The 25,935-nt window shown below is 65.7% G+C and carries 24 protein-coding genes; 10 read left to right on the top strand and 14 right to left on the bottom strand.

Going from position 1 to position 25,935, the window contains the following annotated elements; genetic code table 11:
- Positions 1–86: 86 nt before the first annotated feature.
- On the top strand, positions 87–557 hold the full coding sequence (locus ISP25_RS02555) for a hypothetical protein (protein WP_404611441.1): 471 nt from the start codon (positions 87–89) through the stop codon (positions 555–557).
- 247 nt (positions 558–804) lie between these two features.
- On the opposite strand, the gene ISP25_RS02550 is transcribed toward ISP25_RS02555, so the two are convergent.
- Positions 805–3,459 (bottom strand): M1 family metallopeptidase, encoded by a 2,655-nt coding sequence (locus ISP25_RS02550; RefSeq protein ID WP_404611439.1) that lies wholly within the window; start codon positions 3,457–3,459, stop codon positions 805–807.
- 215 nt (positions 3,460–3,674) lie between these two features.
- Between ISP25_RS02550 and ISP25_RS02545 the strand changes: the two genes are divergently transcribed.
- The 3 genes from ISP25_RS02545 (at position 3,675) to ISP25_RS02535 (ending at position 5,990) form a co-directional block, all read left to right on the top strand.
- Positions 3,675–4,937 (top strand): sensor histidine kinase, encoded by a 1,263-nt coding sequence (locus ISP25_RS02545; RefSeq protein ID WP_343227599.1) that lies wholly within the window; start codon positions 3,675–3,677, stop codon positions 4,935–4,937.
- Positions 4,934–5,704, top strand: a complete 771-nt coding sequence (locus ISP25_RS02540; protein ID WP_192160212.1) for a LytR/AlgR family response regulator transcription factor — start codon at positions 4,934–4,936, stop codon at positions 5,702–5,704. Before ISP25_RS02545 ends, ISP25_RS02540 begins: the two co-directional genes overlap by 4 nt.
- 67 nt (positions 5,705–5,771) lie before the next feature.
- The gene (locus tag ISP25_RS02535; RefSeq protein ID WP_404611437.1) at positions 5,772–5,990 is read left to right on the top strand and encodes a hypothetical protein; all 219 of its coding nucleotides are present in this window, start codon (positions 5,772–5,774) and stop codon (positions 5,988–5,990) included.
- Positions 5,991–6,016: 26 nt separating this feature from the next.
- Here the strand turns inward: ISP25_RS02535 and ISP25_RS02530 are convergent, their stop codons facing one another.
- Together ISP25_RS02530 and ISP25_RS02525 are read right to left on the bottom strand one after the other, a co-directional pair.
- Positions 6,017–6,760 carry an anti-sigma factor gene (locus ISP25_RS02530; protein WP_404611435.1) on the bottom strand — a complete coding sequence of 248 codons (744 nt, stop codon included), beginning with the start codon at positions 6,758–6,760 and terminating at the stop codon, positions 6,017–6,019.
- Complete coding sequence (locus tag ISP25_RS02525) at positions 6,757–7,248, bottom strand: RNA polymerase sigma factor (RefSeq protein WP_404611433.1); 492 nt, start codon at positions 7,246–7,248, stop codon at positions 6,757–6,759. The genes ISP25_RS02530 and ISP25_RS02525 overlap by 4 nt, the downstream gene beginning before the upstream one ends.
- Positions 7,249–7,368: 120 nt before the next feature.
- Here ISP25_RS02525 and ISP25_RS02520 point away from each other — a divergent pair, with 120 nt between their 5' ends.
- Positions 7,369–8,619 (top strand): S8 family serine peptidase, encoded by a 1,251-nt coding sequence (locus ISP25_RS02520; protein WP_404611431.1) that lies wholly within the window; start codon positions 7,369–7,371, stop codon positions 8,617–8,619.
- A 106-nt stretch (positions 8,620–8,725) separates the two neighbouring features.
- On the top strand, positions 8,726–9,571 hold the full coding sequence (locus ISP25_RS02515) for a hypothetical protein (protein WP_404611429.1): 846 nt from the start codon (positions 8,726–8,728) through the stop codon (positions 9,569–9,571).
- A 123-nt stretch (positions 9,572–9,694) separates the two neighbouring features.
- Here the strand turns inward: ISP25_RS02515 and msrA are convergent, their stop codons facing one another.
- The 8 genes from msrA to miaA all read right to left on the bottom strand — a co-directional run bounded on the left by msrA (position 9,695) and on the right by miaA (position 17,058).
- The gene (gene msrA, locus ISP25_RS02510; protein WP_404611427.1) at positions 9,695–10,210 is read right to left on the bottom strand and encodes a peptide-methionine (S)-S-oxide reductase MsrA; all 516 of its coding nucleotides are present in this window, start codon (positions 10,208–10,210) and stop codon (positions 9,695–9,697) included.
- Complete coding sequence (gene msrB / locus ISP25_RS02505) at positions 10,210–10,656, bottom strand: peptide-methionine (R)-S-oxide reductase MsrB (RefSeq protein ID WP_404611425.1); 447 nt, start codon at positions 10,654–10,656, stop codon at positions 10,210–10,212. The genes msrA and msrB overlap by 1 nt, the downstream gene beginning before the upstream one ends.
- Positions 10,657–10,779: 123 nt before the next feature.
- The gene (locus ISP25_RS02500; RefSeq protein ID WP_192160195.1) at positions 10,780–12,072 is read right to left on the bottom strand and encodes an adenylosuccinate synthase; all 1,293 of its coding nucleotides are present in this window, start codon (positions 12,070–12,072) and stop codon (positions 10,780–10,782) included.
- A 55-nt stretch (positions 12,073–12,127) separates the two neighbouring features.
- Entirely contained in the window at positions 12,128–13,000 is an 873-nt protein-coding gene (hflC, locus tag ISP25_RS02495) for a protease modulator HflC (protein ID WP_192160193.1), read from the bottom strand.
- The gene (hflK, locus tag ISP25_RS02490; RefSeq protein WP_404611423.1) at positions 12,997–14,079 is read right to left on the bottom strand and encodes an FtsH protease activity modulator HflK; all 1,083 of its coding nucleotides are present in this window, start codon (positions 14,077–14,079) and stop codon (positions 12,997–12,999) included. Before hflK ends, hflC begins: the two co-directional genes overlap by 4 nt.
- Before the next feature lie 159 nt (positions 14,080–14,238).
- Positions 14,239–15,615 (bottom strand): ribosome rescue GTPase HflX, encoded by a 1,377-nt coding sequence (gene hflX, locus ISP25_RS02485; protein WP_404611421.1) that lies wholly within the window; start codon positions 15,613–15,615, stop codon positions 14,239–14,241.
- A gap of 72 nt (positions 15,616–15,687) precedes the next feature.
- A complete protein-coding gene (gene hfq / locus ISP25_RS02480; RefSeq protein ID WP_192160185.1) occupies positions 15,688–15,966 on the bottom strand; it encodes an RNA chaperone Hfq in 279 nt (92 codons plus the stop codon).
- A 141-nt stretch (positions 15,967–16,107) separates the two neighbouring features.
- Complete coding sequence (gene miaA / locus ISP25_RS02475; RefSeq protein WP_404611419.1) at positions 16,108–17,058, bottom strand: tRNA (adenosine(37)-N6)-dimethylallyltransferase MiaA; 951 nt, start codon at positions 17,056–17,058, stop codon at positions 16,108–16,110.
- Between the two features lie 197 nt (positions 17,059–17,255).
- Between miaA and ISP25_RS02470 the strand changes: the two genes are divergently transcribed.
- Both ISP25_RS02470 and tdh read left to right on the top strand, forming a co-directional pair.
- Positions 17,256–17,960, top strand: coding sequence for a hypothetical protein (locus ISP25_RS02470; RefSeq protein WP_404611417.1), 705 nt, complete (start codon positions 17,256–17,258; stop codon positions 17,958–17,960).
- A gap of 81 nt (positions 17,961–18,041) precedes the next feature.
- A complete protein-coding gene (tdh, locus tag ISP25_RS02465) occupies positions 18,042–19,076 on the top strand; it encodes an L-threonine 3-dehydrogenase (protein ID WP_192160175.1) in 1,035 nt (344 codons plus the stop codon).
- Positions 19,077–19,133: 57 nt separating this feature from the next.
- On the opposite strand, the gene ISP25_RS02460 is transcribed toward tdh, so the two are convergent.
- A complete protein-coding gene (locus ISP25_RS02460; protein ID WP_404611415.1) occupies positions 19,134–19,685 on the bottom strand; it encodes a hypothetical protein in 552 nt (183 codons plus the stop codon).
- 219 nt (positions 19,686–19,904) lie between these two features.
- Here ISP25_RS02460 and ISP25_RS02455 point away from each other — a divergent pair, with 219 nt between their 5' ends.
- Positions 19,905–23,522: a DUF748 domain-containing protein gene (locus ISP25_RS02455; RefSeq protein ID WP_404611413.1), complete on the top strand. Its 3,618-nt coding sequence runs from the start codon at positions 19,905–19,907 to the stop codon at positions 23,520–23,522.
- A gap of 141 nt (positions 23,523–23,663) precedes the next feature.
- Positions 23,664–24,857 (top strand): glycine C-acetyltransferase, encoded by a 1,194-nt coding sequence (kbl, locus tag ISP25_RS02450; protein WP_404611411.1) that lies wholly within the window; start codon positions 23,664–23,666, stop codon positions 24,855–24,857.
- A gap of 3 nt (positions 24,858–24,860) precedes the next feature.
- Here kbl and ISP25_RS02445 read toward each other — a convergent pair whose 3' ends face one another.
- Entirely contained in the window at positions 24,861–25,610 is a 750-nt protein-coding gene (locus ISP25_RS02445; protein WP_404611409.1) for a pseudouridine synthase, read from the bottom strand.
- A gap of 143 nt (positions 25,611–25,753) precedes the next feature.
- On the bottom strand, positions 25,754–25,935 hold a 182-nt coding region (locus ISP25_RS02440), incomplete at its 5' end, for an OmpA family protein (protein ID WP_404612099.1).

Raw genomic sequence — 25,935 nt, 5'->3', positions numbered from 1 at the left:
AATCCCGTTGCGCCACCGGGGATGTATAAACGGACGGGCGTGTCCGTATACTCGATAGTTAGGCAAAAAGGGATTAGGTCAGTGCGATGGAAGAGCTGATAGTGCACCGTGCAAAGAGTGAACAATTTTGGGCGATTGCTGTTCCAGCAATGGTTCTTATTTTTGTCTCATTCTCTATCTCAGTCGACTTAGGTGCGTCTGTAGTAGTAGCCCTGTTGTGCGCCGGCGCAATGCTTTTCAGCAGGCTTATGTCTTTCATTGAAAGGCCCAAAGTTGCGCTAGTGATCACGGCCAAAGGACTCGGTATCAAAGGTGGGTGGCTTCGTGAAATTGAAATACCATGGCCAGAAATTGAAGATACTAAGATTTCTTATGGGGGTCGGCGCGGAGCCATTTTGGCTATAAAGGTCGTAGATCCAAAGAAATATCTAGGCAGGTATATGCGCGCAAATATCGCACTTTCTCGGCACCCCATAAGGGTCCTAGTGTCGGGGCTTGAGCTTTCGCCTAAAGAGGTGGCAGCGAAAATAGAGTCGGTTCGTAGCGCGTATGCCTAACAAGTCGTCCAATCGGACGCGCGTACCGCGCGCCGCTTAACTCAGGCGTTGACTGTCCGCTTCTGGCCGAAAACGGACGTGCGGTTCCTGTATTCGATGACTGGTCGATACTAGCGAAATGAAGGTAACCAGGCTGGTTAGTCGGCAATTACCAAAAGCTCGCTCGAGCAACACCGAATCGCATCGCCCCAGCAACCAAAAACAAGGCCCCGCATGCGGGGCCTTGTCGTGTCACTTGTGAGAACGCTCACCCCCCGTTCTTCGCCAGCCACGCATCCACCGCCGGCAGGCGATCCTTGCGGATCATCATGCGGTACTGGATGTTGGCGATCACGCTGTCCGCCGGGCGACGCGCGGACGGATCGATGGTGGTCTCGTAGGCCTTGATCTTCTCGATCATCGACGGGTCGAACGAGCTGCCGCCCAGCATCGGGTAGTAGCGGCTGCTGGAGGTGGAATCGACCAGCTTGTCCACCTGCGCGCGATGCGCCATGGCGAAGTCGTAGGCCATTTCCGGGTGCCGCCAGGCCACACCGCCGATCATGCCGGCGCTGTTGGTGGCACCCGGTTCATCGGTGAGTGCGAGGTCGAGCGCACGCTGCGCCAGCGCCTTGTCCTCGGCGACGGAGAGCAGGCCGTACAGGCGATCCTTGATCATCGGCGACTTCTCGGCCTTGGCTTGGGCATGCAGCTTGTCCCAGGTGGCCGCGTCGGCATGCTGCGCCACGATGGCGAAGATGGTCTTGCGCAAGGCTGCCGGCACCGCCTTCGGATCCGTGGCCTGTGCGTCGAAGCGGCGACGCACTTCCTTCAGCATTTCCTGGTCGCCCAGCGCGGCCAGCGCGCCGATCAGCTGCGTGCGCAGCAGCGTGGTCGAGGTGCTCTCGTCCGGCTTGGCGTCCCAGCCCACGCGCGCGAACACCGGCTTGAGCTGCGCCACGGCATAGGCGCGGAAGCGATCCTGACGTGCTTGGTCGCCGCGGTAGTACTGGTCCAGCCCCACGAGGCTGCCGGCTACTTCCGCCCAGATTTCCGGATCGGCATTGGCCGGCGTGGCCTTGGCCATGTCGAGGAAGTCCGACACCGGCTCGAGGCCGGCCATGCTTTCCGCCCAGGTGTCGCTCATCAGGCCGAGCTGGTCGATTGGCGCGAGCTTGGTGAAGTCCTGCTTCAGCGCGGCGAGCTGTGCCGGCGCGTAGAGCGTGCGGTAGTAACCGCTCTGCCCCGCGTTCACCAGCACCGGACCGCAGCCCTTCAGCTTCAGCGTGGCGGAACCGTCCACCAGCGTGCTGGCGGCGGGGTTGCCCACCACCTGCGCGATGACCGGCACGTGCCAGCGCAACGGCTGCTTGTTCGGGCGATCCTTGGTGAATTCGCCCTGGGTGAGCTTGATGGTGGTCTCGCCATTGCTGCACATGGCCGAGTCCACTTTCATCAGCGGCACGCCCGGCTGCAGGGTGAAGTCGTGCGCCACCTGGGTGATGTGCTTGCCGGGAGCCGCGCCGTCCACCGCATGCCACAGGTCGTCGGACACCGTGTTGCCGTAGGAGTGGGCCTTGAGGTAATTGTGCACGCCCTGGCGCCAGTTCTCCGGGCCCACATAGGCCTCGAGCATGCGGATCACCGCCTCGCCCTTGGAATAGGTGATGGTGTCGAAGGCCTGGCTGGCCTGCTCCACGGTGTCGATCTTCTGCACGATGGGATGCGTGGTGGCCACCGCGTCGACCGACATCGCGCCTTCGCGTGTGCCCACGGTATCGAGCACGGTGTTCCACTCGGGATGCACCTTCTCGGTTTCGCGCTCGGCCATCCACGAGGCGAAGCCTTCGTTGAGCCACAGGTTGTCCCACCAGTTCATGGTCACCAGGTCGCCGAACCACTGGTGCGCCATTTCGTGCGCGGCGGTGTTGAACACCTCCATCTTGTCGCCCTGCGTGGAGAACGACGGGTCGAGCAGCATGGCGTACTCGAAGGTGAAGATCGCGCCCCAGTTCTCCATCGCCGAGAAGAACTGGCTGCTGCCTGGCGCTGCGATGTTGTCCAGCTTGGGCAGCGGGTACTTGATGCCGAAGTAGTCGTTGTAGTCGTGCAGCACGGCCTTGGCCGAATCCAGCGTGAAGGCCGCCTGCGCGCCCTTGCCCTTCTGCATCACCACGCCGATCTCGGTGCCGTCCGAGGTGGTGGTGACGCGGTCGAATTCGCCCAGCCCGAAGAACAGCAGGTAGGTGGACATCTTCGGCGAGGTCTGGAAGGTCACCTTCTGCAGGCCGTTGCCGGCGTCGGCCTTGGAGGCCACCGGCATGTTGCTCACCGCCATCTCGTTGCCCGGCACGGTGACGCTGAGGTCGAACGTGGCCTTGTAGTTCGGCTCGTCCCACGACGGGATGAAGCGGCGCGCGTCGGAGTTCTCGAACTGCGTGAACAGCGCGCGCTTGTTGCCCGACGCCGTGGGGTAGTCGATGGCGAACAGGCCGTTGGCCTGGGTGCCGATGGTGCCGACGTAGTTCATCGCCAGCTTGTAGCTACCCGGCGCAACCGGCTTGTCGAAGCTGAAGGTGGCGGTCTGCGTCTTTTCGTCCACCGCGACCTTGGCCGTCACGGCGGTGCCCTTGCCCGACGCCGGCTCCAGTGTCACCGACGAGAACGTCATGCCCTCGGCATTGAGGGTGATGCTGGTGCTGGACTTGAGCACCTGCACATCCACGGTCACCTGGCCGTCGAAGTTCATCTTCTCCGCATGCGGGGTGATGGCCACCGCGTAGTGCGTGGGGCGCACATTGCGCGGCAACTGCGTGGGAGTCTGTGACGACACGGCAGCTGCCGGCTGCGCCGGCATCGCCAACGTGCTGCCGGCGGACACGGCGAGCGCCATAGCGATCGCGGAAACCAGGGACTTGCGCATGGAACCTCTCCTTGGAGGGCATCGGGAATGAATTGCCGCCCATGGTGGCGCTGGCGGCGACAGCCAGGAACGGCCGGAAGTCATGCCTGCCGTCCATGCTTCGCGCCGCCTTTCGCGCGTTCCGCACCCGCCGAACCCGACTTGGTCGGATGCGTGGGAAAACCCGCGAAATCGGCCGCTATGCTCGTTCCCGATCAATCACTGGGGACACCGTCGTGATCAAGGGTCTTTTCTTCATAGCGCGCCTAGTCGTGGCCTGGTTGCTGGCCCTGTTCTTCGTCGTGATCCTGATGGTCAACACTGGCCCGCTTCGCGGCACGGAACCGTTGCCGCAGATCATTATCGTCGTGGTGCTGGTGCTGGTGGTGACCGGCGCATTCTCCCACCTGCGCCGCGTGCGATTGATCGCCGGCCACGCGAACCTGGACACGCTGGGCAACCGCCAGCGCCGCCAGATCGAATTGCCGTTCGAGGCCGGCGAGGCATTCGACATGCTGGATGCGACGATCCGCGAACTGCCCTACACCGAGGAAATCGAAAGCGCCCGCGACAGCCTGCAGGTGCGCGCCAAGGTGCGTCGTCCCAATCCGTATGGCCGCGCCATCGTCGGCTGGCTCAATCCCTTCAGCTGGCTGGGCAGCCGACGCAACCAGATCTTCGCCACGGTGACGCCGGGCAACGGCATCGGCAGCGTCACCCTGGTGTGCGAACCGGAAAGCGGCGCGTGGACCGACTGGTTCCGCGTGGACGACGGCGCCAACCTGGTCAATGCCGAAGCGATCTCCCGCGCCCTCGCCCGCCGGGTGGCCGAACGCCGCCGCCGCGAACAGCAGGCCGCCGCGCAGACCGCCACGGACAAGGAACTGGCGCAGGCCAGGCTCAGCCTGCTGCACGCGCAGGTGGAACCGCATTTCCTCTACAACACGCTGACCAGCGCGCAATACCTCACGCGCACCGAACCGGCGCAGGCCGACCGCATGCTCGGCCATCTCATCCAGTACCTGCGCCACTCGCTGCCCAGCGCGGAGGAAACGCTTTCCACGCTGGGCGAAGAGCTGGAACGCGCCCGCGCCTATCTCGAAATCCTGAAGATCCGTATGGGGGCGCGGCTGGAAATGAAGATCGAAGTGCCCGACGCGCTGCGCGGCATCACCCTGCCGCCGATGATGCTGCAGACGCTGGTGGAGAACGCGATCAAGCATGGCCTGGAGCCCAAGCCCGGTGGCGGCAGCGTATGGATCCTCGCGCGCCGCGACGACGGCAGCGTGGCGATCACCGTGGCCGACGACGGCCAGGGCTTCGGCGCAGCGAGCGGCGGCACCGGCATCGGCCTGAAAAACGTGCGCGAGCGGCTGCAGCTCGTGTATGGCCCGCGCGCCTCGCTGGCGGTGGTGGCCAACGTACCCGAGGGCGTCGCCGCCACGCTCACCGTGCCGGCGCAACAGGCCGCAGCGAGCCCGACGGAATCACGGCCATGACCCGCGCCGTGATCGCCGAGGACGAACCGCTGCTGCGCGAAGCATTGAGCCGCCTGCTCGGCGAGGCGTGGCCGGAGCTCGATGTGATTGCCGAGTGCGAGAACGGCGCTGACGCACTGGACGCCATCGCCGCGCAGCAGCCGGACGTGGCTTTCCTCGACATCCGCATGCCCGGTCTCAGCGGCCTCGAAGTGGCTGCCGCAGCCGCCGAAGCCAGCCCCGCCACGCAGGTGGTGTTCACCACCGCCTACGACCAGTACGCCATCGATGCCTTCGAGCGTGGCGCGATCGATTACCTGCTCAAGCCCATCACGGTCGAACGCCTGGCCGCCACCATAGAACGGCTGAAGCGTCGCGCCACCGCCGGCCAGGCCGCGCGCGGCGACCTCGTCCTGCTGCTGCGTGAGCTGGCGCAAGGCGCCGCGCAAGCCGGTGCTGCGCCGCCGCTCACCTGGATCACCGCCGGCACCGGCCGCGAGACGCGGCTGATCATGGTGGACGATGTCGCCTACTTCCGTGCCGACCACAAGTACACCGTGGCGATGACCGCCGACGGCGAGGCGTTGCTGCGCAAGCCGATCCGCGAACTGCTGGAGCAACTCGACCCAGCCGTGTTCAAACAGATCCACCGTTCCACCATCGTCAACCTGAAAGCCATCGCCTCCATCGTCCGCGACGACAGCGGCAAAGGCACCGTGCGCCTCAAGCAACGCCCCGAGACCCTCACCGTGAGCCAGCCCTTCATGGTGCTGTTCCGCAACATGTGATCCATCGCGCACGGCTCGTCACACACGTGCCGCGCGTCCAAACCCCAGCCACTTCGGAAAATTCATCATGCAGAAGCTGACGATTGCCGGCTTGGCCTGCCTTTGCCTTGCCGCCTGCGCCACGCCCCCCATCGATCACGACGCGCTGCACTGGCATGCCGTGCGCGACTGCAGGGTACGTGCAGCCGTGGCTCCGGCCTACGCCGTAGACAGCACCGGCATCGGCCTGCGCAACGTCGCCTTCGATCTCTGCATGCGTACGGCGAATTTCGCGAAGGAGCGTTAGGCGCTCTCGCCGCGATGCCCGGTGCTTCAGCGCCACCCCTCTGCGCGCGCCGCCCGTTCCTGCTGCGCGTCGAAGACCTCGCCGCTCAGGCGGGCATCGATCGCAGCCTGCACGGCGGGCGGCAGATCGCTCGCGGCCTGCCGCAGTTCACCGCCTTCGGACGGAACCGCCGGCCCCAGCACGGGCAATTCCCAACCCGCTGTTGTGTGGCAGGCCAGTCCGGCACGCACCGGTGGCGTGCGGACGGTGAAGCTACGGCAGACCTGTCCGTCCTTGCTGCGGAAGCTGAGGCCGATCGCGACCGAGGCGTGTGCATCCGGCTCGCTCGCCAGTTGGTTGTCGAGCGCGCGGGTCAGCGCGCCTGCCGCAAACTGCCGTCCGTCTTGCGTGCGCACCCAACCGCTGTCTGCCTGCCACCACAGGCCTGCGGCGAGCAGAGCCACCGATGTCGCCAGCGCGGCGCCCGGCACCAACCAACGGCGGGTCGCACGACGACGAACGGCACCCGCATCGCGCCCACCCTCCAGCACGGTGAACGGCGTGGCCCGTGCAGCCGTTGGCTGCAGCAGGGCAGACAGGCGCCCGGGTATCGGCTCGTCCAGCACCGGATCGAACGCAGCCCGCAGTTGCGCATCCAGGGCACGCAACTGTCGCACGCGGCAGGCCAGCGCATCGTCCTGCGCCAGCGCCGCATCGACGCGCGCGGTATCCGCCGCATCGAGCGCGCCGTCCACGTAAGCCTGCAAGATCTCGTCGTCTATCGGTGTCATGCGTCGTTCCCGAGATGGGCCTGCAAGGTGGCACGGGCGCGAGCCAGGCGGCTGGTGACGGTTCCCACCGGCACCTCCAGCAACACGGCAGCCTCGTCGTAGGACAAGCCCTCGACCAGCACCAGCGCCACCACTTCGCGATGGTCCGGCGGCAGCGTCGCCAGTGCCTGCGCCAGTTCCATCTGCTGCGCGTGCCGCGCCTCGCTGCCATCGGCTACCGTGTCGCCGGCCTCCTCCGGCGCGAACAGATGCTGCTCTCTGCCACGCGCACGCAACTCGTCCCGCCAGGCATTGCGCGCGATCGCGAACACCCACCTGTCCAGCGCAGCATCCGGCCGCCATTGCACGGATCGCGCGAGCGCGCGCTCCAGCACCACCTGCACCAGGTCGTCGGCATCGGCCGCCTGCCCTGCCAGCGCCCGCGCCAGGCGTCGCAGGCGCGGCAGCAGTTCAATCAGCCCTTCGCGCACGGCATCGCTCGAATGCACGCATCACCTTCCACTACGCCTGGAGGGACGGATTCCTTCCCTCGCGCGCACCGGGCGGTTCGAGGGCGTAAAGAAAACGCATGCTAGCATCCGGCCCCGTCGCTCCCGAGGTGTCCGGCGATGCACTTGCCTCGTGCTTCCGCGTTGTCCATTCCGGTGCTGGCCCTCGTGCTCGCGCTGGGCGGCAGCCCCCCCGTGCATGCGCAACTGCTGGGCCCGGTGCAGCAGAGACTGCCTAACCTGCCGCTTCCGGCCACGCCCCTGCCCGGCACCGTGCCCGGCGTGGACCTGCAAAATGCCGATGACCTGCTGCGGCGGTCGCAGACCCTTGGCCTGAAGACGCAGGTCGAGGCGCTGCTGCGCCGGGAGCCGCAGCGCGTCACCGTGGATCCCCAAGGCGCGCCTATCCTGCGCGGCGAGTTTCTGGCCATGGGCATGTCAGGCCCCCAACTCGATGCCGTGCAGGCGCAGGGCTTCACCGTGGATCGCCAGACGACCACGGATGCGACGCTCGGGCTGGACCTTGTCGTGCTGCACGACAGCCGTGACCGCAGTACGCGAAAAGCCATGCGCATCCTGCAACGGGCTGCGCCGGATGCGACGTTGGCGTACCAGCATCTCTACCTCCCGGCGGGCGGCAGCGACACGGCCCCTGCCACGAGCTCGTCCTCGCCCATGCCTGCCACGCCGGTACGCGACATCGGGATGATCGACGGCGGGATCGACCCCGCCGATCCCGCGCTGGCACACGCGCGCGTCGAAACGCATGGCTGCAGCACGCCGACCGCCTCGCGACACGGCACGGCCGTCGCCGTTCGTCTGGTCGCCGGCGACACGGACACCTTGCATGCCGCTGACCTGTGGTGCGGTGACGAGGTCGGCGGCGCCACCGCCGGGTTGGTGGATGCCCTTGCATGGATGGATCGCGAACAAGTGGCGGTGATCAATATCAGCCTGGTCGGCCCCGACAACCCGGTGCTCGCGCGCGCGGTGCAGGCGATGATCGCGCGCGGCCACGTGCTGGTCGCTGCGGCCGGCAACGACGGCCCCGCCGCACCGCCCTTGTTTCCGGCGGCCTACCCCGCCGTGATCGGCGTCGGCGCCGTCGATGCGGACGGTCGCGTGCTGCCCGAGTCCGCCAGCGGCAAGCAGGTAGCCTTCTGCGCGCCGGGCGTGGTCGGCAGCGGCCGCGGCATGCTGCGCGGTACGTCGTTCGCGGCACCCATCGTGGCGCGCAAGGCCGCCCACGCGCTGAATGCTCCTCGGCCCGGCGCGGCGGCCCAGGTATTGCTGAACCTGATCGGCGAAGCCCGCGCTCCCGATACCCATGACAGCGGCTCGCGTTGCGGCCACGGCCTGCTCCTGCCCTGAAACTGAACACGAAACAACCACAGCCGCGCGACATGGAAGGATGCTCCGCCGGCACTCGTAGTGGTCTCTGGAAGCCGCGGATTCGCCGCTGGCAGGAGGCTCCACCATGCGCAACACGACCTTCAGCAAGAAGACCCTCGGCGTCGCCCTGTGCACCGGCGCGCTTGCCCTGGCCTCGATGACCAACGCCTATGCCCAGCATCTGGGCGGCGGCCTCGTCGGCAGTGCCACCGGTCAACTCCACGGAGCGATGGGAAGCGGCCAGCTCGGCGGCTCCGCGCAAGGCGCAGGCAACCTCGGCATGCCAGGCATCAATCCGAGCACGGCTGAGCTGCGTGCCGAGCACCTGCATCAGCACACCGCGTCGACCGCCACGCATGCCGTGACGCAGACCGCCAACCGGTCGAGCGGCCAGGCGGCCGCCAACGGCTCCGGCCAACTCGCCGGCGCCACTGGCGCGAGTGCGGGTCAGGCTACATTGAACGGCGTGGCCGGGTTGGGGGCATCCGCCTCCGGGAGCATCGATGGCTCCGCTGCGAGCAAGGACGCAGGCGCGGCTGCGAACCAGGCACGTTCGGCTGCTTCGACGGCCAATCAGGACGCCATGAGCACCGTGGATCGCGCGCGGACTGCAGCCGGCAATGCGCGCACGGAAGCCGAGGGTGCCGCCCAGTCGGGCATCGGCTCGGCCCGGCAGGCCGCTGTCAACGGCATGTCCTCGGTCCGCGCGCTGGGCACGCAGACTGCCGGCGCCGTCGGCAACACGACGGCCAGTACGTCGGCCACGGGTAACGTCAGCGGCAATACCCGCGCCAACACCCGTTCCGGCTTCGGCGCGAACGGCACGACTGGCGCCAGTGGGCAGGCCAGCGCCAACGGTTCGCTCGGCGGCGGCATCTCCGCCTCGGCACAGGCCAGCGGCAACGCGCAGGCCGGCGCCCAGGGGCATTGAGCCTCCGCTGCTGACAAAACGAAGAAGGCCCCGCCTGCGGGGCCTTCTTCGTTGGACGGAACAGCCAGCGCCACATCGTGCTGTCGATCAGGGCGACTGCCGGCGTCAGCAGTCTTGATGCGATCAGCTTCCGATACCGTCCGTCCGGCGCGGCAGGCGCCAGCCCGGGCGCACGAAATGACAGGTGTAGCCGGTGGGGTAATGCTGCAGATAGTCCTGATGCTCCGGCTCGGCCATCCAGAAATCGCCAAGCGGCTGGACCTCGGTGACCACGCGATCCGGCCACAGGCCGGAGGCATTCACGTCGGCAATCGTGTCCTCGGCGACGCGCTTCTGCGTCTCGTCGGCATACAGGATCATCGACCGATACGAGCTGCCGCGATCGTTGCCCTGCCGGTTCGGTGTGCTCGGATCGTGGATCTGGAAGAAAAATTCCAGCAGCTCGCGGTAACCGATACGCGCGGGATCGAACACGATCTCCACCGCCTCGGCATGCGTGCCGTGGTGACGGTAGGTGGCGTTGGGCACGTCGCCGCCGGCATAACCCGTGCGGGTGGACAGCACGCCCGGCTGTTTGCGCAGCAGTTCCTGCACGCCCCAGAAGCATCCTCCGGCGAGTACGGCGCGTTCGGAGGCCATCATTCGCCCTCCACCTGGTCCAGCCAAGCGCCGTAGCCCTCGGCTTCCATCTCGGCGCGCGCGACGAAACGCAACGAGGCGGAATTGATGCAGTAACGCAAACCGCCACGCTCGACAGGGCCATCCGGAAAGACATGCCCCAGATGGCTGTCGCCCTGCGACGAGCGCACCTCGGTGCGAGCCATACCGTGCGAGGTATCGTGCAATTCGCGGACGCTCGCCGGCTCCAGCGGTTTGGTGAAACTGGGCCAGCCGCAATGCGATTCAAACTTGTCGGTGGAAGCAAACAACGGCTCGCCCGACACCACATCCACATAGATGCCTGCTGCGGTGTGGTGCAGGTATTCGCCCGTACCGGGATACTCGGTGGCGTTCTCCTGCGTGACGCGATATTGCTCGGGCGTCAGGCGCGCCAGGGCATCGGGTGTCTTGCGATACACGGACATGGCAAGTCTCCACTCGGGATCGACGCAAACCAAAATGGGGGCGCGTGGAGCCGATCCAAGCGAGTGTACCCAAGCAAAAGCCCCGCAAGGCGGGGCTTTTGCTTCACACCTTGCACGCGTCGATCAAGCGAACGGATCGTCCAGCACGATGGTGTCGTCACGGTCGGCGCCGGTGGCGACGATGGAGAGCTTGCAGCCGGAAAGTTCCTCCACCGAACGCAGGTAGGCACGGGCGGCGGGCGGCAACTTGTCCCACTCGCGGATACCGGCGGTGGACTCTTCCCAACCCGGGAACTCCAGGTACACCGGCTTGCACTCATCCCAGCCATCCGCATCGAGCGGAGCCAGTTCGCGACGCTTGCCGCGGTATTCGTAAGCAATGCAGACCTTGATGGTTTCCAGGCCATCGAGCACGTCGAGCTTGGTGATGGCAAGGCCGTTGATGCCGTTGATCTTCACCGCTCGCTTGAGCGCGACGAGGTCGATCCAGCCGCAGCGGCGCGGCCGGCCGGTGCTGGCGCCGTATTCGTTGCCGACCTTGCGCAGGCGCTCGCCCATCTCGTCGTGCAGTTCGGTCGGGAACGGGCCGCCACCCACGCGCGTGGCGTAGGCCTTGCAAATGCCCAGCACGTAGTCGATGTCGCCCGCGCCCACGCCGGTGCCGGCGAGTGCGCCGCCCACGGTGGTGTTGGACGAGGTGACGTAGGGATAGGTGCCGTGGTCGATGTCGAGCAGCGCGCCCTGCGCACCTTCGTACAGGATATGGCCGCCTTCCTTGCGCACGTCGTGCAGGATGGTGGCGACGTCGTCGACCATCGGGCGGATGAATTCGCCATAGGCCAGCGCGTCGTCCAGCACGGTCTGGTAATCGACCGGCTCGGCCTTCAGCCACTGGGTGAGGATGAAGTTGTGGTACTCCACCGCCGCCTTGATCTTCTCCGGCAGTTCGTGCGGATACATCAGGTCGGCCACGCGCACGCTGCGGCGTGCCACCTTGTCTTCGTAGGCCGGGCCGATGCCGCGGCCGGTGGTGCCGATGGCGCTCTTGCCTGCGGCGGCTTCGCGCGCCTTATCGACGGCAATGTGGTACGGCATGATCAGCGGGGTCGCCGGGCTGATCTTGAGGCGCGAGCGCACTTCCACGCCCTGCGCTTCCAGCTCCTCGATCTCTTGCTTGAGCGCCTGTGGCGACAGCACCACGCCATTGCCGATCAGGCACAGCGCGTCATCGCGCAGGATGCCCGACGGGATCAGGTGCAGCACGGTCTTCTTGCCCTTGATGACCAGGGTATGGCCAGCGTTGTGGCCGCCCTGGAAGCGTGCCACCGCGCCTACCCGTTCGGTCAACAGGTCGACGATCTTGCCCTTGCCTTCGTCGCCCCACTGCGCGCCGAGGATTACGACTGACTTGCCCATGGTGTTCTCACTCAATTTGCAAAGTTGAAATAGCTCGCCGATGGCCGCGATGGCGTCAATGCTTGGCCGCGTCTGGGTTGCCGAAATAATGCAGGAATTCGGAATCGGGCTTCAGGATCAGCACGCTGTTGCCGTCCTTGAACGCCTTCGTATAGGCGGCGAGGCTGCGGTAGAACGCGAAGAATTCGGGATCCTGGTTGTACGACTGCGCATAAATCGCGGCTGCCTCGGCATCGCCTTCGCCACGCACCTTGGCGGCATCGCGCTCGGCGTCGGCGCGCAGCACCTTGCCCTGGCGATCGGCGTCGGCATTGATCTTCTCCGCCGCTTCCTGGCCGGTGTAGCGCAACTCGTTGGCGAGCTGCAGGCGTTCAGCCTTCATCCGCTTGTACACCGACTCACTCACTTCGTCCGGCAGGTCGATGCGCTTGATGCGCACGTCGACCACGGCAATGCCGAGGTTCTTGCGCGCCGAGGCATCGGTCTGCTGGCGCACGCGCTCAGTGATGTCCTTGCGGCCGCCGGAGATCAGCTCCTGCAAGGTGCGCGCGTTGAACTCGAAGCGCAGCGCATCCTTGACGACGGGGGTGAGTCGCTGCGTGGCCTGCAACTGGTCGCCACCGGTGGCGCGGTAGTAGAGCGCATTGTCGGCGATGCGCCACTTCACGTAGAAATCGACATTGACGCTTTTCTTCTCGGAAGTGAAATAGCGCTCCGGCTGCGCATCCAGCGACAGGATGCGCTTGTCGAAGTGCAGCACCTGCTGGATCACCGGCAGCTTGACGTGCAGGCCGGGCTGGTAGTCGGCGTGCACGATGCGGCCGAACTGCAGCAGCAACGCGCTCTGCCCTTCGTCGACCACGAACACGCTGTTGAAACCGAGCAACGCCAGCAGGGCGACGACGAGGATCGCAACGACGCTCTTCATGGCTGGGCTCCCTTGTCCGAGGCGGCATCGCTGGCGGAGGCCGCCGCTGCGGGTGCCGCTACCGCGGCGGCCTTGCTGCCGTCGTCCGAAGCGGCGTGCGCACGATGGGTGGCCGGCAGGTTGATGATGTTGCGACCCCCGGAGCCATCGACCACCTTGGTGTTGTCGGCTGCCACCTCTTCCATCGTCTCCAGCCACAGGCGCTTGCGCGTCACTGCAGGTGCGGCCTTGTATTCCTTGAGCAGCAGGTCGAAGCGCGCGGTATCGCCCTGCGCGCGTGCGATGCGCTCGGCCTTGTAGCCTTCGGCCTCCTGGGCGATGCGCGCCGCGTCGCCGCGCGCCACCGGCACCACCTTGTTGGCGTAGGCCAGCGCGGCGTTCTCGATGCTCTGCTTGTCTTCGCGTGCGTTGTTCACGTCATCAAAGGCATCTTTCACCTCGGCCGGCGGCGCCACGTTCTGGAAGCTCACCTCGGTGACGCGCAGGCCGCTGTTGTAGCCGTCCAGCGTTTTCTGCAGCGCCTGTTGCGCCTCGGTCACCAGGGTCGAACCATCGGCGGAGAGGACCTGGTCCATGTCGCTGCCGCCGACCACCGAGCGCACCGCAGCCTCGGCGGCCGCGCTCACGCTGCCGTCCGGGTCGCTCACCGAGAACAGGTACCTGTACGCATCGTCCACCTGGTACTGCACGGTGAAGTCGATGGTGATGATGTTCTCGTCGCGGGTGAGCATGGAAACACGGTCGTTGACCGAACGGATGCCCGTGGCCTCGACCTTGTCCACTGTCTCGACGGGGCTGGGCAGCTTGAGGTGGAAGCCCGGCGGCAGCGTTCGCGAGTATTCGCCGAAACGCAGCACCACGCCGACCTGGCGCGCGTCGATGATGGTGTAGCTGCTCATCAGCAGGAACACTGCGGCAATCACGACGATCGCGATGAGGATGCCGCCGGGGCCGCGACCCAGCTTGCCGAAATGCTTGCCGAAGTTCTTCAGCCACCGGTTCGGCGAAAGGCCGGCATCGTTGGGACGCTGCCGGTTCCAAGGGTCGCGCTGCCCGCCGCCGGGTTCATTCCAAGCCATTGTCAGTCTCCTGGGGGGCGCTTGGGAGGCCGGCAAGCTGCACCGGAACGCATCGTGGGTAAAGGAAATCGCATGAGGCGTAAAGGGATTGCCGTCGATGTGGCGACCAGACTTTTTCGGTCGCACAAACGGCTGGCATTCTAGCAGAGCCGCGCGAAATCAGGATGTCGCGCTACCCAGCAAGCCGCGCAGCAGCTCGTTTTCCGCCGTGCTGCCACCGTTGAGCGGCGCGATCACGCTGCGTGGGGCGTCGATGCGCAGGCACCAGCCATGCTCGTCCACCTGTTCGCCGGCGATCGCGCCGATGGCCTTGAGCCGCGCGTGCAGCCGCCCAGCCGTCAGCGGCAGGCGCAACTCGGACTGCACCCGTTCGCCGCCGAGCAGTTCGCCCAGCGCCTGGCGCAACAGTTCGATGCCTGCGCCGGTGGCGGCAGACAGCCATACAGCCTGCGGCTTGCCGGAAGCATCGCGATCGATGCGGGGCTCCATGGCCTTTTCGCGGGCCATCGCATCCGAAACCGCCCCTTCCTGAGGAGTGGCGGTACTGGCACCGTCGTCCCTTCCCATCAAATCGATCTTGTTGAAGACGCGCAGCTGCGGCACCTCGCCCGCGCCGATTTCCTCCAGCACCTGGTCGACCACGCGACGCAGCGCTTCGCGCTCCTCGTCGGCGGCGTCACTGACGTGCAGCAACAGATCGGCGTCGCGCGCCTCGGCCAAGGTGCCGCGGAACGCGGCGACCAGGTCATGCGGCAATTCGCGGACAAAGCCTACGGTGTCGGCGATCACTGCCGGGCCACAGGTCAGCTCCTCAAGCCGGCGCACGGTGGGATCGAGCGTGGCGAACAACTGGTCGGCGGCATACACCCCGCCAGCGGTGAGCGCGTTGAAGAGGGTGGACTTGCCGGCGTTGGTGTAGCCCACCAACGCCACCCGCGGCACCGTGTTGCGCAGGCGCGCGCGGCGCTGCTGGCCGCGTTGGGTCTGCACTTTTTCGAGGCGCTTGGTGAGCTGCTTCACCCGTTCGGCGAGCAGGCGACGGTCGGTTTCCAGCTGGGTCTCGCCGGGGCCGCGGTTGCCGATCGCACCGCCGCGCTGGGCATCCAGATGCGTCCAGCCGCGCACCAGCCGGGTGGCGACGTGTTTGAGCTGGGCCAGCTCGACCTCCAGCTTGCCCTCGTGCGAGCGCGCACGCTGTGCAAAGATGTCGAGGATCAGGCCGGCACGGTCGACCACGCGCGCACTGAGGTGTTTTTCGAGGTTGCGCTCCTGCACCGGGCTGAGCAGGTGGTCGACCAGCACGAGGTCGGCACCCAGCGCGCGCACCATCTCGGCCACTTCGTCGGCCTTGCCGCTGCCGACGTAGAAACGCGGATTGGGCGCCTCGACACGCGCGGAGACACTGCCCAGTACCTCGGCACCGGCCGACCTGGCCAGTTCCGCGAACTCGTCCGCGCGGCGTTCGGCATCGCCGCCGCCACGCGCGTGCGGCAGCACGAGTACGGCGCGTTCGCCTTTCTTCTGACGATCAAACACGTGGGATGGTGGCCTTTGCGATTGGGCGGAGTCGGGACGACCCCACCTTCATGTGGGCCAGCCGGCCGTCAATCAAGCATCCGTGGCGTCGCCCGCAGGAGCGGCATCGACATGCGCCTCGTGGCCTTCATGGCCGGTGCCGATGCGCACATTGCGGCTGGGCACCACGGTGGAGATGGCATGCTTGTACACCATCTGGCTGACCTGGTTGCGCAGCAGCACCACGAACTGGTCGAAGGACTCGACGGTGCCCTGCAGCTTGATGCCGTTCACCAGATAAATGGCCACCGGCACGCGCTCGCGACGCAAGGCGTTGAGAAAAGGATCCTGCAGCGATTGTCCCTTGGACATTTCTTGTTCTCCCCTAAGCGGCACCCGAACCGGGGAAAAAACGCCAAAGGCGCCCCGGTTCAACGGAATCGATGTTAACCGGGTTCAAGGGCTTGAAGGAAGGGGGTTTTCCGGGTCGCGGCGCACGGAATGGTCACCGCTTCAGTGCGCTGTCCCGAGAAACAGGCGCGCCGCTTCGGTAGCCTGCACGAGCGGCGGCGCAAGCTCCGGATCGAACACGCGCGCATCCAGCTCGGCACGCAGCCAGGTGATCTGCCGCTTGGCCAACTGGCGGGTGGCGAAGATGGCGCGATCGCGGAAGTCGACGGCATTGCCTTGGCCGGCCAGATATTCCCAGCCCTGCCGGTAGCCCACCGCACGGATCGCGGGCAGGTCGGCATGCAGGTCGCCGCGTTCGCGCAGAACGCGCACCTCGTCGAGAAAGCCGTCGGCAAGCATGGCATCGAAGCGCCGCGCGATGCGCGCATGCAGCGGCCGACGATCCGTCGGCAACAGTGCCAGCTTGAGTACGCGCCAGGGAAACACCTCGCCATGACCGCCACGCTGCAATTCGGACAACGGCCGTCCGCTCAACTCGATCACTTCAAGGGCGCGCTGCAGACGCTGGGCGTCGTTGGGGCCGATGCGCGCTGCGGCGGCAGGATCGAGCCGCTCCAGTCGCGCATGCATGGCCGGCCAACCGATACGCGCGGCTTCGTCCGTCAATCGCGCACGGATCACCGGATCGGCTTCGGGCAATTCGGAAAGTCCGTGCTGCAAGGCTCGGAAATACAGCCCGGTGCCCCCCACCAACAGCGGCACCCTGCCCCGTGCCGTGATTTCGCGCATGACCGCCAGCGCGTCGTCGCAGAATTCCGCCGCCGAATAAGGCTGGGCCGGATCGCGGATGTCGATCAGGGCATGCGGATAACGCGCCAGCGTGGCCGCATCCGGCTTGGCCGCACCGATGTCGAGGCCGCGATACACCAGCGCCGAATCCACGCTGACCAGCCCCAGCGGAAAGCGATCCGCCAGCTCACAGGCAAGCGCGGTCTTGCCAGAGGCCGTAGGGCCCATCAGAAAGACCGCGAGGGGACGTGCGTCGAGGCTCATGCGTGGCGATGCGGCAAAGGATGCGCAAGCGTAGCCGAACGCACCTGCGCAAAACTTCATCAATGCGAGGCAAGTGTCTGTCGCAGCGGCGCGAACCGGAGTTGTCCACATGCTTGTCCCGCGCGTATCCACATCCGCTGTGGATAGAACCGCAGCTCGCAGGTAATCGGCATATCGACTCGCGCGTTTGCCTCTGCATGCCCAAGCCCAATGCCCTCACATCCGCACTCCCCGCCGTTGCCCTGCTTGCCGCAAGCACCTGGGCCATCTCGCAGCAGATCACCACGTTGCCCGACTTCAATGGCCTGTGGCGCCTCAGCGACCAGGGCAGCGATGGCCCGGACCAGGTCACTGCCATGCTGCGCAGCGAATTGCGGCGCGAACAGTCGCCTACCGTGGCGCCGGCCGGTGCATCGTCCAGCGCCAGCACATCCCAGCCGAGCAGCCATGGGGGCCATGGTGGCGGCCGTGGAGGCATGGGCGGCGGCCACATGGGTGGTGGCCACGGTCGCGGCGGCAACAAGACGGACAGCGCATCATCGAGCAACTCGTCCGACGATGCCGACCTGCTCAAGCTGCCGCCCACGCTGGCCAACGACTCCGTGCTGATCGTCCAGCAGGATGCCAATGCTCTGCAGACACGACTGGAGAATGGCGAACAATTGGCCATGCCGCTGAACGGCCATGATCAGCACACGCTTGACGGCAATGCGATCGCCCACCGGCTGGACGCCGGCCAGGGCCTGCAGTTCACCCTGCAATTCAACGACGGCAGTCATCTCAACGAAATCTGGTCGCGTTCCGCCGACGGCCACACGCTGCAAGTCACCGAACAATGGCAACCCGGCTTCCTGCAGCGGCCGGTGGTGTTCCATCGCAACTACGTGCGCGTCGACCAGTAACCGGCCTGTGGGCGGCGATGCCGGCCATGGATTTATAATCGTGGTCTTCCCCGCCCGTTCGGGCCAGCCATTGGATCCCCCATGCCGCAGACGATGAAAGCCCTGGTCAAGCGCCACGCCGAGAAAGGCATCTGGATGGAAGAGGTGCCGGTGCCCGAGGTCGGCCCCAACGAAGTGCTGATCAAGCTGGAAAAAACCGCGATCTGCGGCACCGACCTGCACATCTACAAATGGGATGAGTGGAGCCAGCGCGTCATCAAGCCCGGCCTCACCATCGGTCACGAGTTCGTCGGCCGCATCGTGGAAATCGGTCCCGGCGTCACCGGCTACAAGGTGGGCGACCGTGTCTCGGCCGAGGGACACATCGTGTGCGGCCACTGCCGCAACTGCCGCGCAGGCCGCCAGCACTTGTGCCCGAACACCATCGGCATCGGCGTGAACCGCAACGGCGCGTTCGCCGAATACATGACCATGCCGGCCTCAAACCTGTGGCCGATCCCGGACCAGATCCCGTCCGAGCTGGCCGCGTTCTTCGACCCCTACGGCAACGCCGCGCACTGCGCGTTGGAATTCGACCTGATCGGCGAGGACGTGCTGATCACCGGCGCCGGCCCGATCGGCATCATCGCCGCCGGCATCGCCAAGCACGTGGGCGCGCGCAACGTGGTGGTCACCGACGTCAACGACTACCGCCTGAAGCTGGCGGCGGACATGGGCGCCACCCGTGTGGTGAACGTGGCTAACACCTCGCTGAAGGACGTGATGAAGGATCTGCACATGGAAGGCTTCGACGTGGGCCTGGAAATGAGCGGCAACCCGCGCGCCTTCAACGACATGCTCGACTGCATGTACCACGGCGGCAAAGTCGCCCTGCTCGGCATCCTGCCCAAGGGCGCCGGCATCGATTGGGACAGGGTGATCTTCAAGGGCCTCACCCTGCAGGGCATCTACGGCCGCAGGATGTATGAGACCTGGTACAAGATGACCCAGATGGTGCTCACCGGCTTCCCGCTGCAGAAGGTGCTGACCCACCAGATCCACATTGACGATTTCCAGAAGGGCTTCGACCTGATGGACGCCGGCACCTGCGGCAAGGTCGTTTGTTCCTGGAACTGATGCATTGACGCAAGCGAAACGGGCCGGCTCCTGAAGCCGGCCCGTTTTTCATGGTCGTCATTTGGCGGAAGGTGCCTCGGTCGCCGTCGACGGAATTCCCGCTGTGAGCTTGAACGTGCACCAGGCGCCAGCACCGCCGACGCCAGCGGTCATGTTGCCCGTCACCTTCTCGCACGGACCGTTGATGCGGTCGCCGCGCATTTTCCAGTAGCCGCGCATGACCGGGCCGACGGAGGCCAAGGTGAAATAGACGCTGGAGCTGCCGTCGGCCCGCGGCTCCGCGTGCAAGGTCACATCCATGTAAACCTGCGCCGTGACACGCTTGCCGTTGACGCGTGCGGGTGACCTGGTCCAGTCCTGCACGCTGCTCCAGAGCAACCGGTTCACCTGCGTGGGCAGGCGCTGCGCATGCTGGATGTCGCGAACCTGCCCCTTGTTGGTCACGATCACCAGCAGGGGAATATTCGTGACCGCGCTGGACTGCGCCTGGGTGGCGCCACTGGCTGCCGATTGGGGAAGGCTTGCCGGCGAAGCATCGTGGGCGGCGACACTCGCTCCGAACAACATCGACACGGCAAGACCAAGCAATACACCATTTGCACGTTTCATGGCTTCGCTCCTGCAAATGCCGCGTTGTCGTGGCTATCCGGACTTCTACTCCCGGGGATTGAAGCGGTCAATTGGTGCATGTCTTTGCGTTTGGCGTGGGTTTCCACTCCCTGCAACAGACCATGCAAGCCGCAGCGAAGCGCGAAGGAGGTGGGCCACGCCGCCGATTTTCCTTTCACGTAAACTTTCACGGTCGACGCGCAACGGGATACCGCGATCATGAACGATCCTCGCCCAGCAGCTTCCCCTCTGGCGATGGCGCGCGACCGCGCCGAACGGCTGTATCGCTCGCGGCGCACGCGCAAGACCGCGCTGGTGATTGCCATCGTGCTGGTCGTGTTCGGCCTGCTCGGTTTCCTGGTCGCGCCGCCGATCATCAAGAGCCAGCTGCAGACCCGGCTCACCGCCCTGCTCGACCGCCCGGTCAGCGTGGACGCGGTGCACCTGGATCCGTTCACCCTGCGGCTGGAACTGGACAAGCTGCACATCGGCGACCGCGACGGTCATTCGCCGTTCGTGGACATCGACCGCGCCGTGGTCAATGCCTCGTGGACTTCGCTGTTCCGCATGGCGCCAATCCTCGACGAACTCTCGCTGCAGCATCCGCAGCTGCACATTGCGCGTACCGCGCCGCAGCAGTTCAACTTCTCCGACCTGATCGCCAAGTTCTCCGGCGGACCGCCGAAGCCGGACAGCCAACCCGCGCGCTTCGCGCTGTCCAACATCAGCGTGACCGACGGTGACATCACGTTCGCCGACGCGGTGTCCAACGCCACGCACCGCATCGACCACCTGCAGGTCGGCATCCCTTTCATCGCCAACCTGCCGCGCGACACCGACGTATTCGTGCAGCCGCTGCTGGCTATGAACGTAGACGGCAGCCCGCTGCGCGTCGCCGGCCAGACCAAGCCGTTCTCGGACAGCCTCGAGTCGGACATCAATTTCTCGCTGGATCACCTCGATCTGCCGCGCTACCTCGGCTACGTGCCGGCGAAGCTGCCGGTGGCGATACCCAGCGGCCAGTTGTCCGGCAAGCTCGATCTGCAGTTCGTGCAGGCAAAGTCCGGCCCGCAGATTCGTCTTGGCGGCCAGTTGCAATTGAACGGCTTCGCACTGACCACGCCGGCAGGTGCGCCGCTGTTCGAACTAGCTCTCGCCAAGGCCACACTGGATGACGTGGAGCCACTGCTGTCGCGCTATCGCCTCGGTGTGGTGCAACTGTACGGCCTCGCCTTGCACTACACCCGCACGTCCGAAGGCCACAGCAACTTTGATGCGCTGACCGGGGGCGATGCCGCGAAACCCACACCACCTACCAAACCCGCCGCACCGACCACTGAGGTGAGCATCGCCGCGCTGACATTGGGAGTCAGTCACCTCGACTACACCGACGCCAGTGGCCGCAAACCAGCCTCGCTAGCGCTGAACAATATCTACGGCACATTGCGCGGGCTATCCACGGTCGCCGCGCCACCTGCAATACTCGATATTGCTGCCGCCTCGCTCAACGGCGGCAACCTCTCCACAAGCGGCAAACTCGATGTGGCTAATGGCCACTACGACGGCAAGCTGGGCATGAAAGGCATAGGCCTGCCGCCCTTGCTGTCGCTGGCCCCGTCGATGCTCGACGCCGAGCTGACCAAGGGCACGCTGAATGCGGACGGCCAGTTGCAAGCCAACTGGGGCAAGGTCTTCAACCTCACGCTGCAAACCACCACTGCAACGATCAACGACCTCGCCCTGCAGCAGGGCAAGCGCACGCCGCTCGCATGGCAATCGCTGGAAGCCGGCATCACGCAGCTCGATCTCGCCAGCAGCACAGCGCAACTCGATCACGTAACCCTGCACGGCCTGCAGGTCGAGGCGCGGCGCCTGCAGAACGGCAACATCGACCTGACCGACCTGATGAAGTCCGAGCCGACGCATGGCTCGCGCAAACCATCGCCACCCTCGCCGAGTTGGCACTGGAGCATCGCCCACGTCGGCATCGACGGCACGCTGGCGCTCACTGATCCGCACATTGCCGGCAAGAACAACCGCACCGCGCTCAAGCTGGCACACGCCAACTTCGATGATCTTTCCAGCGACATGCGCAAGCCGTTGAAGCTGGCACTGGAAGGTGGCATCGGCCGCGGCAGCCTGCGCGTGGACGGCACGCTGCGCCCGCAACCGCTGGATGCCAACCTGCGCGTACGCACCACGCGGCTCGATATCGCCCCGCTGCAATCGCTGGCCACGGTGCCGCTCAACGTGACACTCACCAGCGCCACGCTCAGCGCGGATGGTCGCTTGCGTTACCGCGACCACCAGCCACAGGCGCTGATGGACTGGCGCGGCCGCGTCACGCTGGGCAACGTGCGCGTGCAGGACAAGCTCACCGGCGACGACTTCCTGCGCTGGAACTCCTTGGACGCCAGCGGCCTGACGGTGCACATGGGCGAAGACGTGCCGCATGTGTCGGTAGCCGGTCTGGCATTGGACGATTTCTATGCCCGCGTCATCATCAATACGAATGGCCGCACCAATATGCAGGACGTGGTAGCCAACCCGGCCGCCGCTCCCGTCTCGGTGACCCAGACGCGACAGAACCCCGCGGCACCCGCGGCGAAACCGCAGGTTGCCGCTACCACAGCCTCGCCTACCCCCGCCGGCACCGCCGCGGCACCCGCCGCCGACATCCAGATCGGCGGCATCACGCTGGCACGCGGCTACCTCAACTACACCGACAACTTCATCAAGCCGAACTACACGGCCAACATCACCGACCTAGCCGGCAAGGTTGGCGCGTTCGGCACTGCGGGCGGCCCGCCCGCCGACATGGACCTGCAGGGCCAGCTCGACGATAACGCGCCGGTAAACATCACCGGCACGATCAACCCGCTGGCACCGACGGCGTCCCTCGACGTGAAGGGCAAGGCCGATGGCGTGGAGCTCACCCACCTGTCGCCGTACTCGGGCAAGTACACCGGCTATCCGATCACCAAGGGCCGGCTGACGATGGACGTGCACTACCAGCTCGACAACGGCAAGCTCAACGCCGACAACCATATCTTCATTACCCAGCTCACCTTCGGCGACGCCATCCAGGGCCCCGGCATCAGCCACCTGCCGGTGAAGCTGGCGGTGGCGCTGCTGAAGGATGCCGACGGCAACATCGACGTGGACGTGCCGGTATCCGGCTCGCTGGACGACCCGCAGTTCAGCGTGGGCGGACTGATCTGGCATGCCTTCGTCAACCTGATCGGCCGTGCGGTGACCTCCCCGTTCCGGCTGATCGCCTCGGCCATGGGTGGCGGCGGCAAGCAGCAGGATCTGGGCTATGTGGAATTCGCCCCCGGCTCGGCCGTGCTGGACGCCAAGGCGCAGGAAAAGCTGGACCAGATTGTGAAGATCCTCCAGCAGAAAACCGCTCTGAAGCTGGACGTCACTGGCCGTGTCGATCCGAAGTTCGACGAAAGCGGCCTGCGCAAGGTGATGGTGGACGACCTGGTGCAACAGGAGGCTGGCGAAGGCGCCGACCTTGCCAAGCTCACACCGGACCAGTACGACAAATACCTGAAGAAGGCCTACAAGCACGCCAAGTTCCCCAAGCCGCGCGACGCCATCGGCCTCACCAAATCGCAGCCCTCGGACGTGATGCGCAAGTTGCTGGAAACCAACATGCCGGTGGACGAAGACGCGTTGCGCCACCTTGCCGAACGCAGGGCCGATGCGGTGCGCGCCGCGTTGCGCGGCAAGCTCGCCGACAATCGCGTGTTCGTGCTGGCGCCAAAGGTCGATGCCAAGGGCATCGATGACGCGGGCAAGACCACGCGTGTCGACTTCGGCCTACACTGAAAACCAGAGGCCTCCGTCACGGGGAAAATCGCCGGATGTGGTCTCTGCATCACATCCGCATCGGCCACGCGTACGGCCGCCATGGATGGCGCTCGCAAAAAGGCCGACAATAGGCGCTTTCCCTATGAGCGGAACTCCACCATGAGCTACCCCGGCCAAGCGCGCTACGCCAGCGAACTGAAATCCATCCGCGAGCAGGGCCTGTTCAAGGCCGAGCGCGTAATCGTCTCGCCGCAGTCCGCGGAAATCGAGCTGGAAGGCGGCCGCAAGGTGCTGAATTTCTGCGCCAACAATTACCTCGGCCTGGCCGACCATCCCGACGTGATCCAGGCCGCGAAGGATGCATTGGACACGCACGGCTTCGGCATGGCCAGCGTGCGCTTCATCTGCGGCACGCAGGACCTGCACAAGCAATTGGAAAAGCAGATCGCCGGCTTCTTCGGTACCGAGGACACCATCCTCTACGCCGCCTGCTTCGACGCCAACGGCGGCCTGTACGAGCCGCTGCTGGGCGAGGAAGACGCGGTGATCTCCGACGCGCTCAACCACGCCTCGATCATCGACGGCATCCGCCTGTGCAAGGCCAAGCGCTTCCGTTATGCCAACAGCGACATGGCCGACCTGGAGAAGCAGTTGCAGGCCGCCGACGCAGCCGGCGCGCGCACCAAGCTGATCTCCACCGACGGCGCGTTCTCGATGGACGGCTTCATCGCCAAGCTCGACCAGATCACCGCGCTGGCCGCGAAGTACAACGCGTTGGTACACATCGACGAATGCCACTGCACCGGCTTTCTCGGCGAAACCGGCCGTGGCTCGGCCGAAGTCAACGGCGTGATGGACAAGATCGACCTCTTCACCGGCACGCTGGGCAAGGCGCTGGGCGGTGCACTGGGCGGCTTCACTACCGGCCGCGCCGAAATGATCGAGATGCTGCGCCAACGCTCGCGGCCGTACCTGTTCTCCAACTCGCTGCCGCCGCATGTGGTGGCTGCGGCGATCAAGGTATTCGACATGCTTGCCTCCGCGGGGGATCTGCGCGCCAAGGTGCAGGAAAACACCCGCTACTTCCGCGAGCAGATGACCAAGGCCGGCTTCGACATCAAGCCTGGCGTGCATCCCATCGTACCCGTGATGATCTACGACGCACCCAAGGCACAGGCGATGGCCACTGCCCTGCTAGACGAAGGCATCTACGTCACTGGCTTCTTTTACCCAGTGGTGCCCCAAGGGCAGGCCCGCATACGCACGCAGATGAGCGCGGCGCATACGCGCGAACACCTGGATCGCGCCATCGCGGCATTCACCAAGGTGGGTAAACAGCTTGGCGTGATCTGATGCTCAACGCGTCCTGAGTGCCGCCACTTCGGCGGCACTCAAGTGGCGCCATTGCCCCTTGGCAAGCTCGCCAAGCTGCAGGGGCCCGATGGCAACGCGCACCAACCGCAGCACCTCGAAGCCCAGCGCCGCCAGCAGGCGGCGGATGTGCCGATTGCGGCCTTCGTCCAACAGCACTTCCAGCCAGGCGTTCTTCTCGCCCGCACGCAGCAACGCGACCCTGCGCGCCTTGAGCAAATCCGCACCATCGCGAACACCGGCCAGCATCGCCGCCAGAGCATCGGCGTCTGGCCGCCCCACCACTTGCACGTGGTAGGTCTTGTCGAGATGCGTACTCGGTTCGGTGATGCCGGCCGCCCATACGCTGTCATTGCTGAGCAGCAGCAGGCCTTCGCTGGCCCTGTCCAGCCGGCCGACCGGCCCGCACCATGGCAAACCGGCGTCACGCAACAGGTCATATACGGTATCGCGACCGCGTTCGTCCGCTGCGCTCACCACGATGCCGCGCGGCTTGTTGAGGGCGAGATAGACGCGCTGGGTCGCCACCACGGTTACGCCATCCAGACTGATTTTCTGGCGAGCCGCATCCACCGGATGCTCGGGATCGTGCACCGGCCGGCCATCCACGCCAACACGCCCTGCCCGCACCGCCGCCTCGGCCTGGCTGCGCGAACACACACCCAGCTTGCTCAGTGCGCGGGCAACACCGTGTCGTTTGCCGCCTAGCGGTTCGGATTGTCGTACACGAGTCATCGGCAAGCTCAAATGGCGTCGGAACACCCCATTGCAATCATCCATGATCACGAGAACCAAACGGACGGTCATCCGTGGCCGCAGTACCCACAAAAAAAGCCCGGCATGCGCCGGGCTTTTTCGTGACACTGCAACAAGTCCGATTACTGCTGGACCTGCAATTCCACGCGACGGTTCTGCGCACGGCCCGCGTCGGTCGCGTTGTCGCCGATCGGGTTGTCTTCGCCGTGACCAATCGGGCCTTCCAGACGGCTCGCGTCGATCCCGTGGCTGGTCAGGTAGTCGTACACGATCTGCGCACGACGCTCCGACAGCGACTGGTTGT

This window comes from Rhodanobacter hydrolyticus (assembly GCF_044904645.1).
This window is presented reverse-complemented; position numbering and strand designations above follow the sequence as displayed.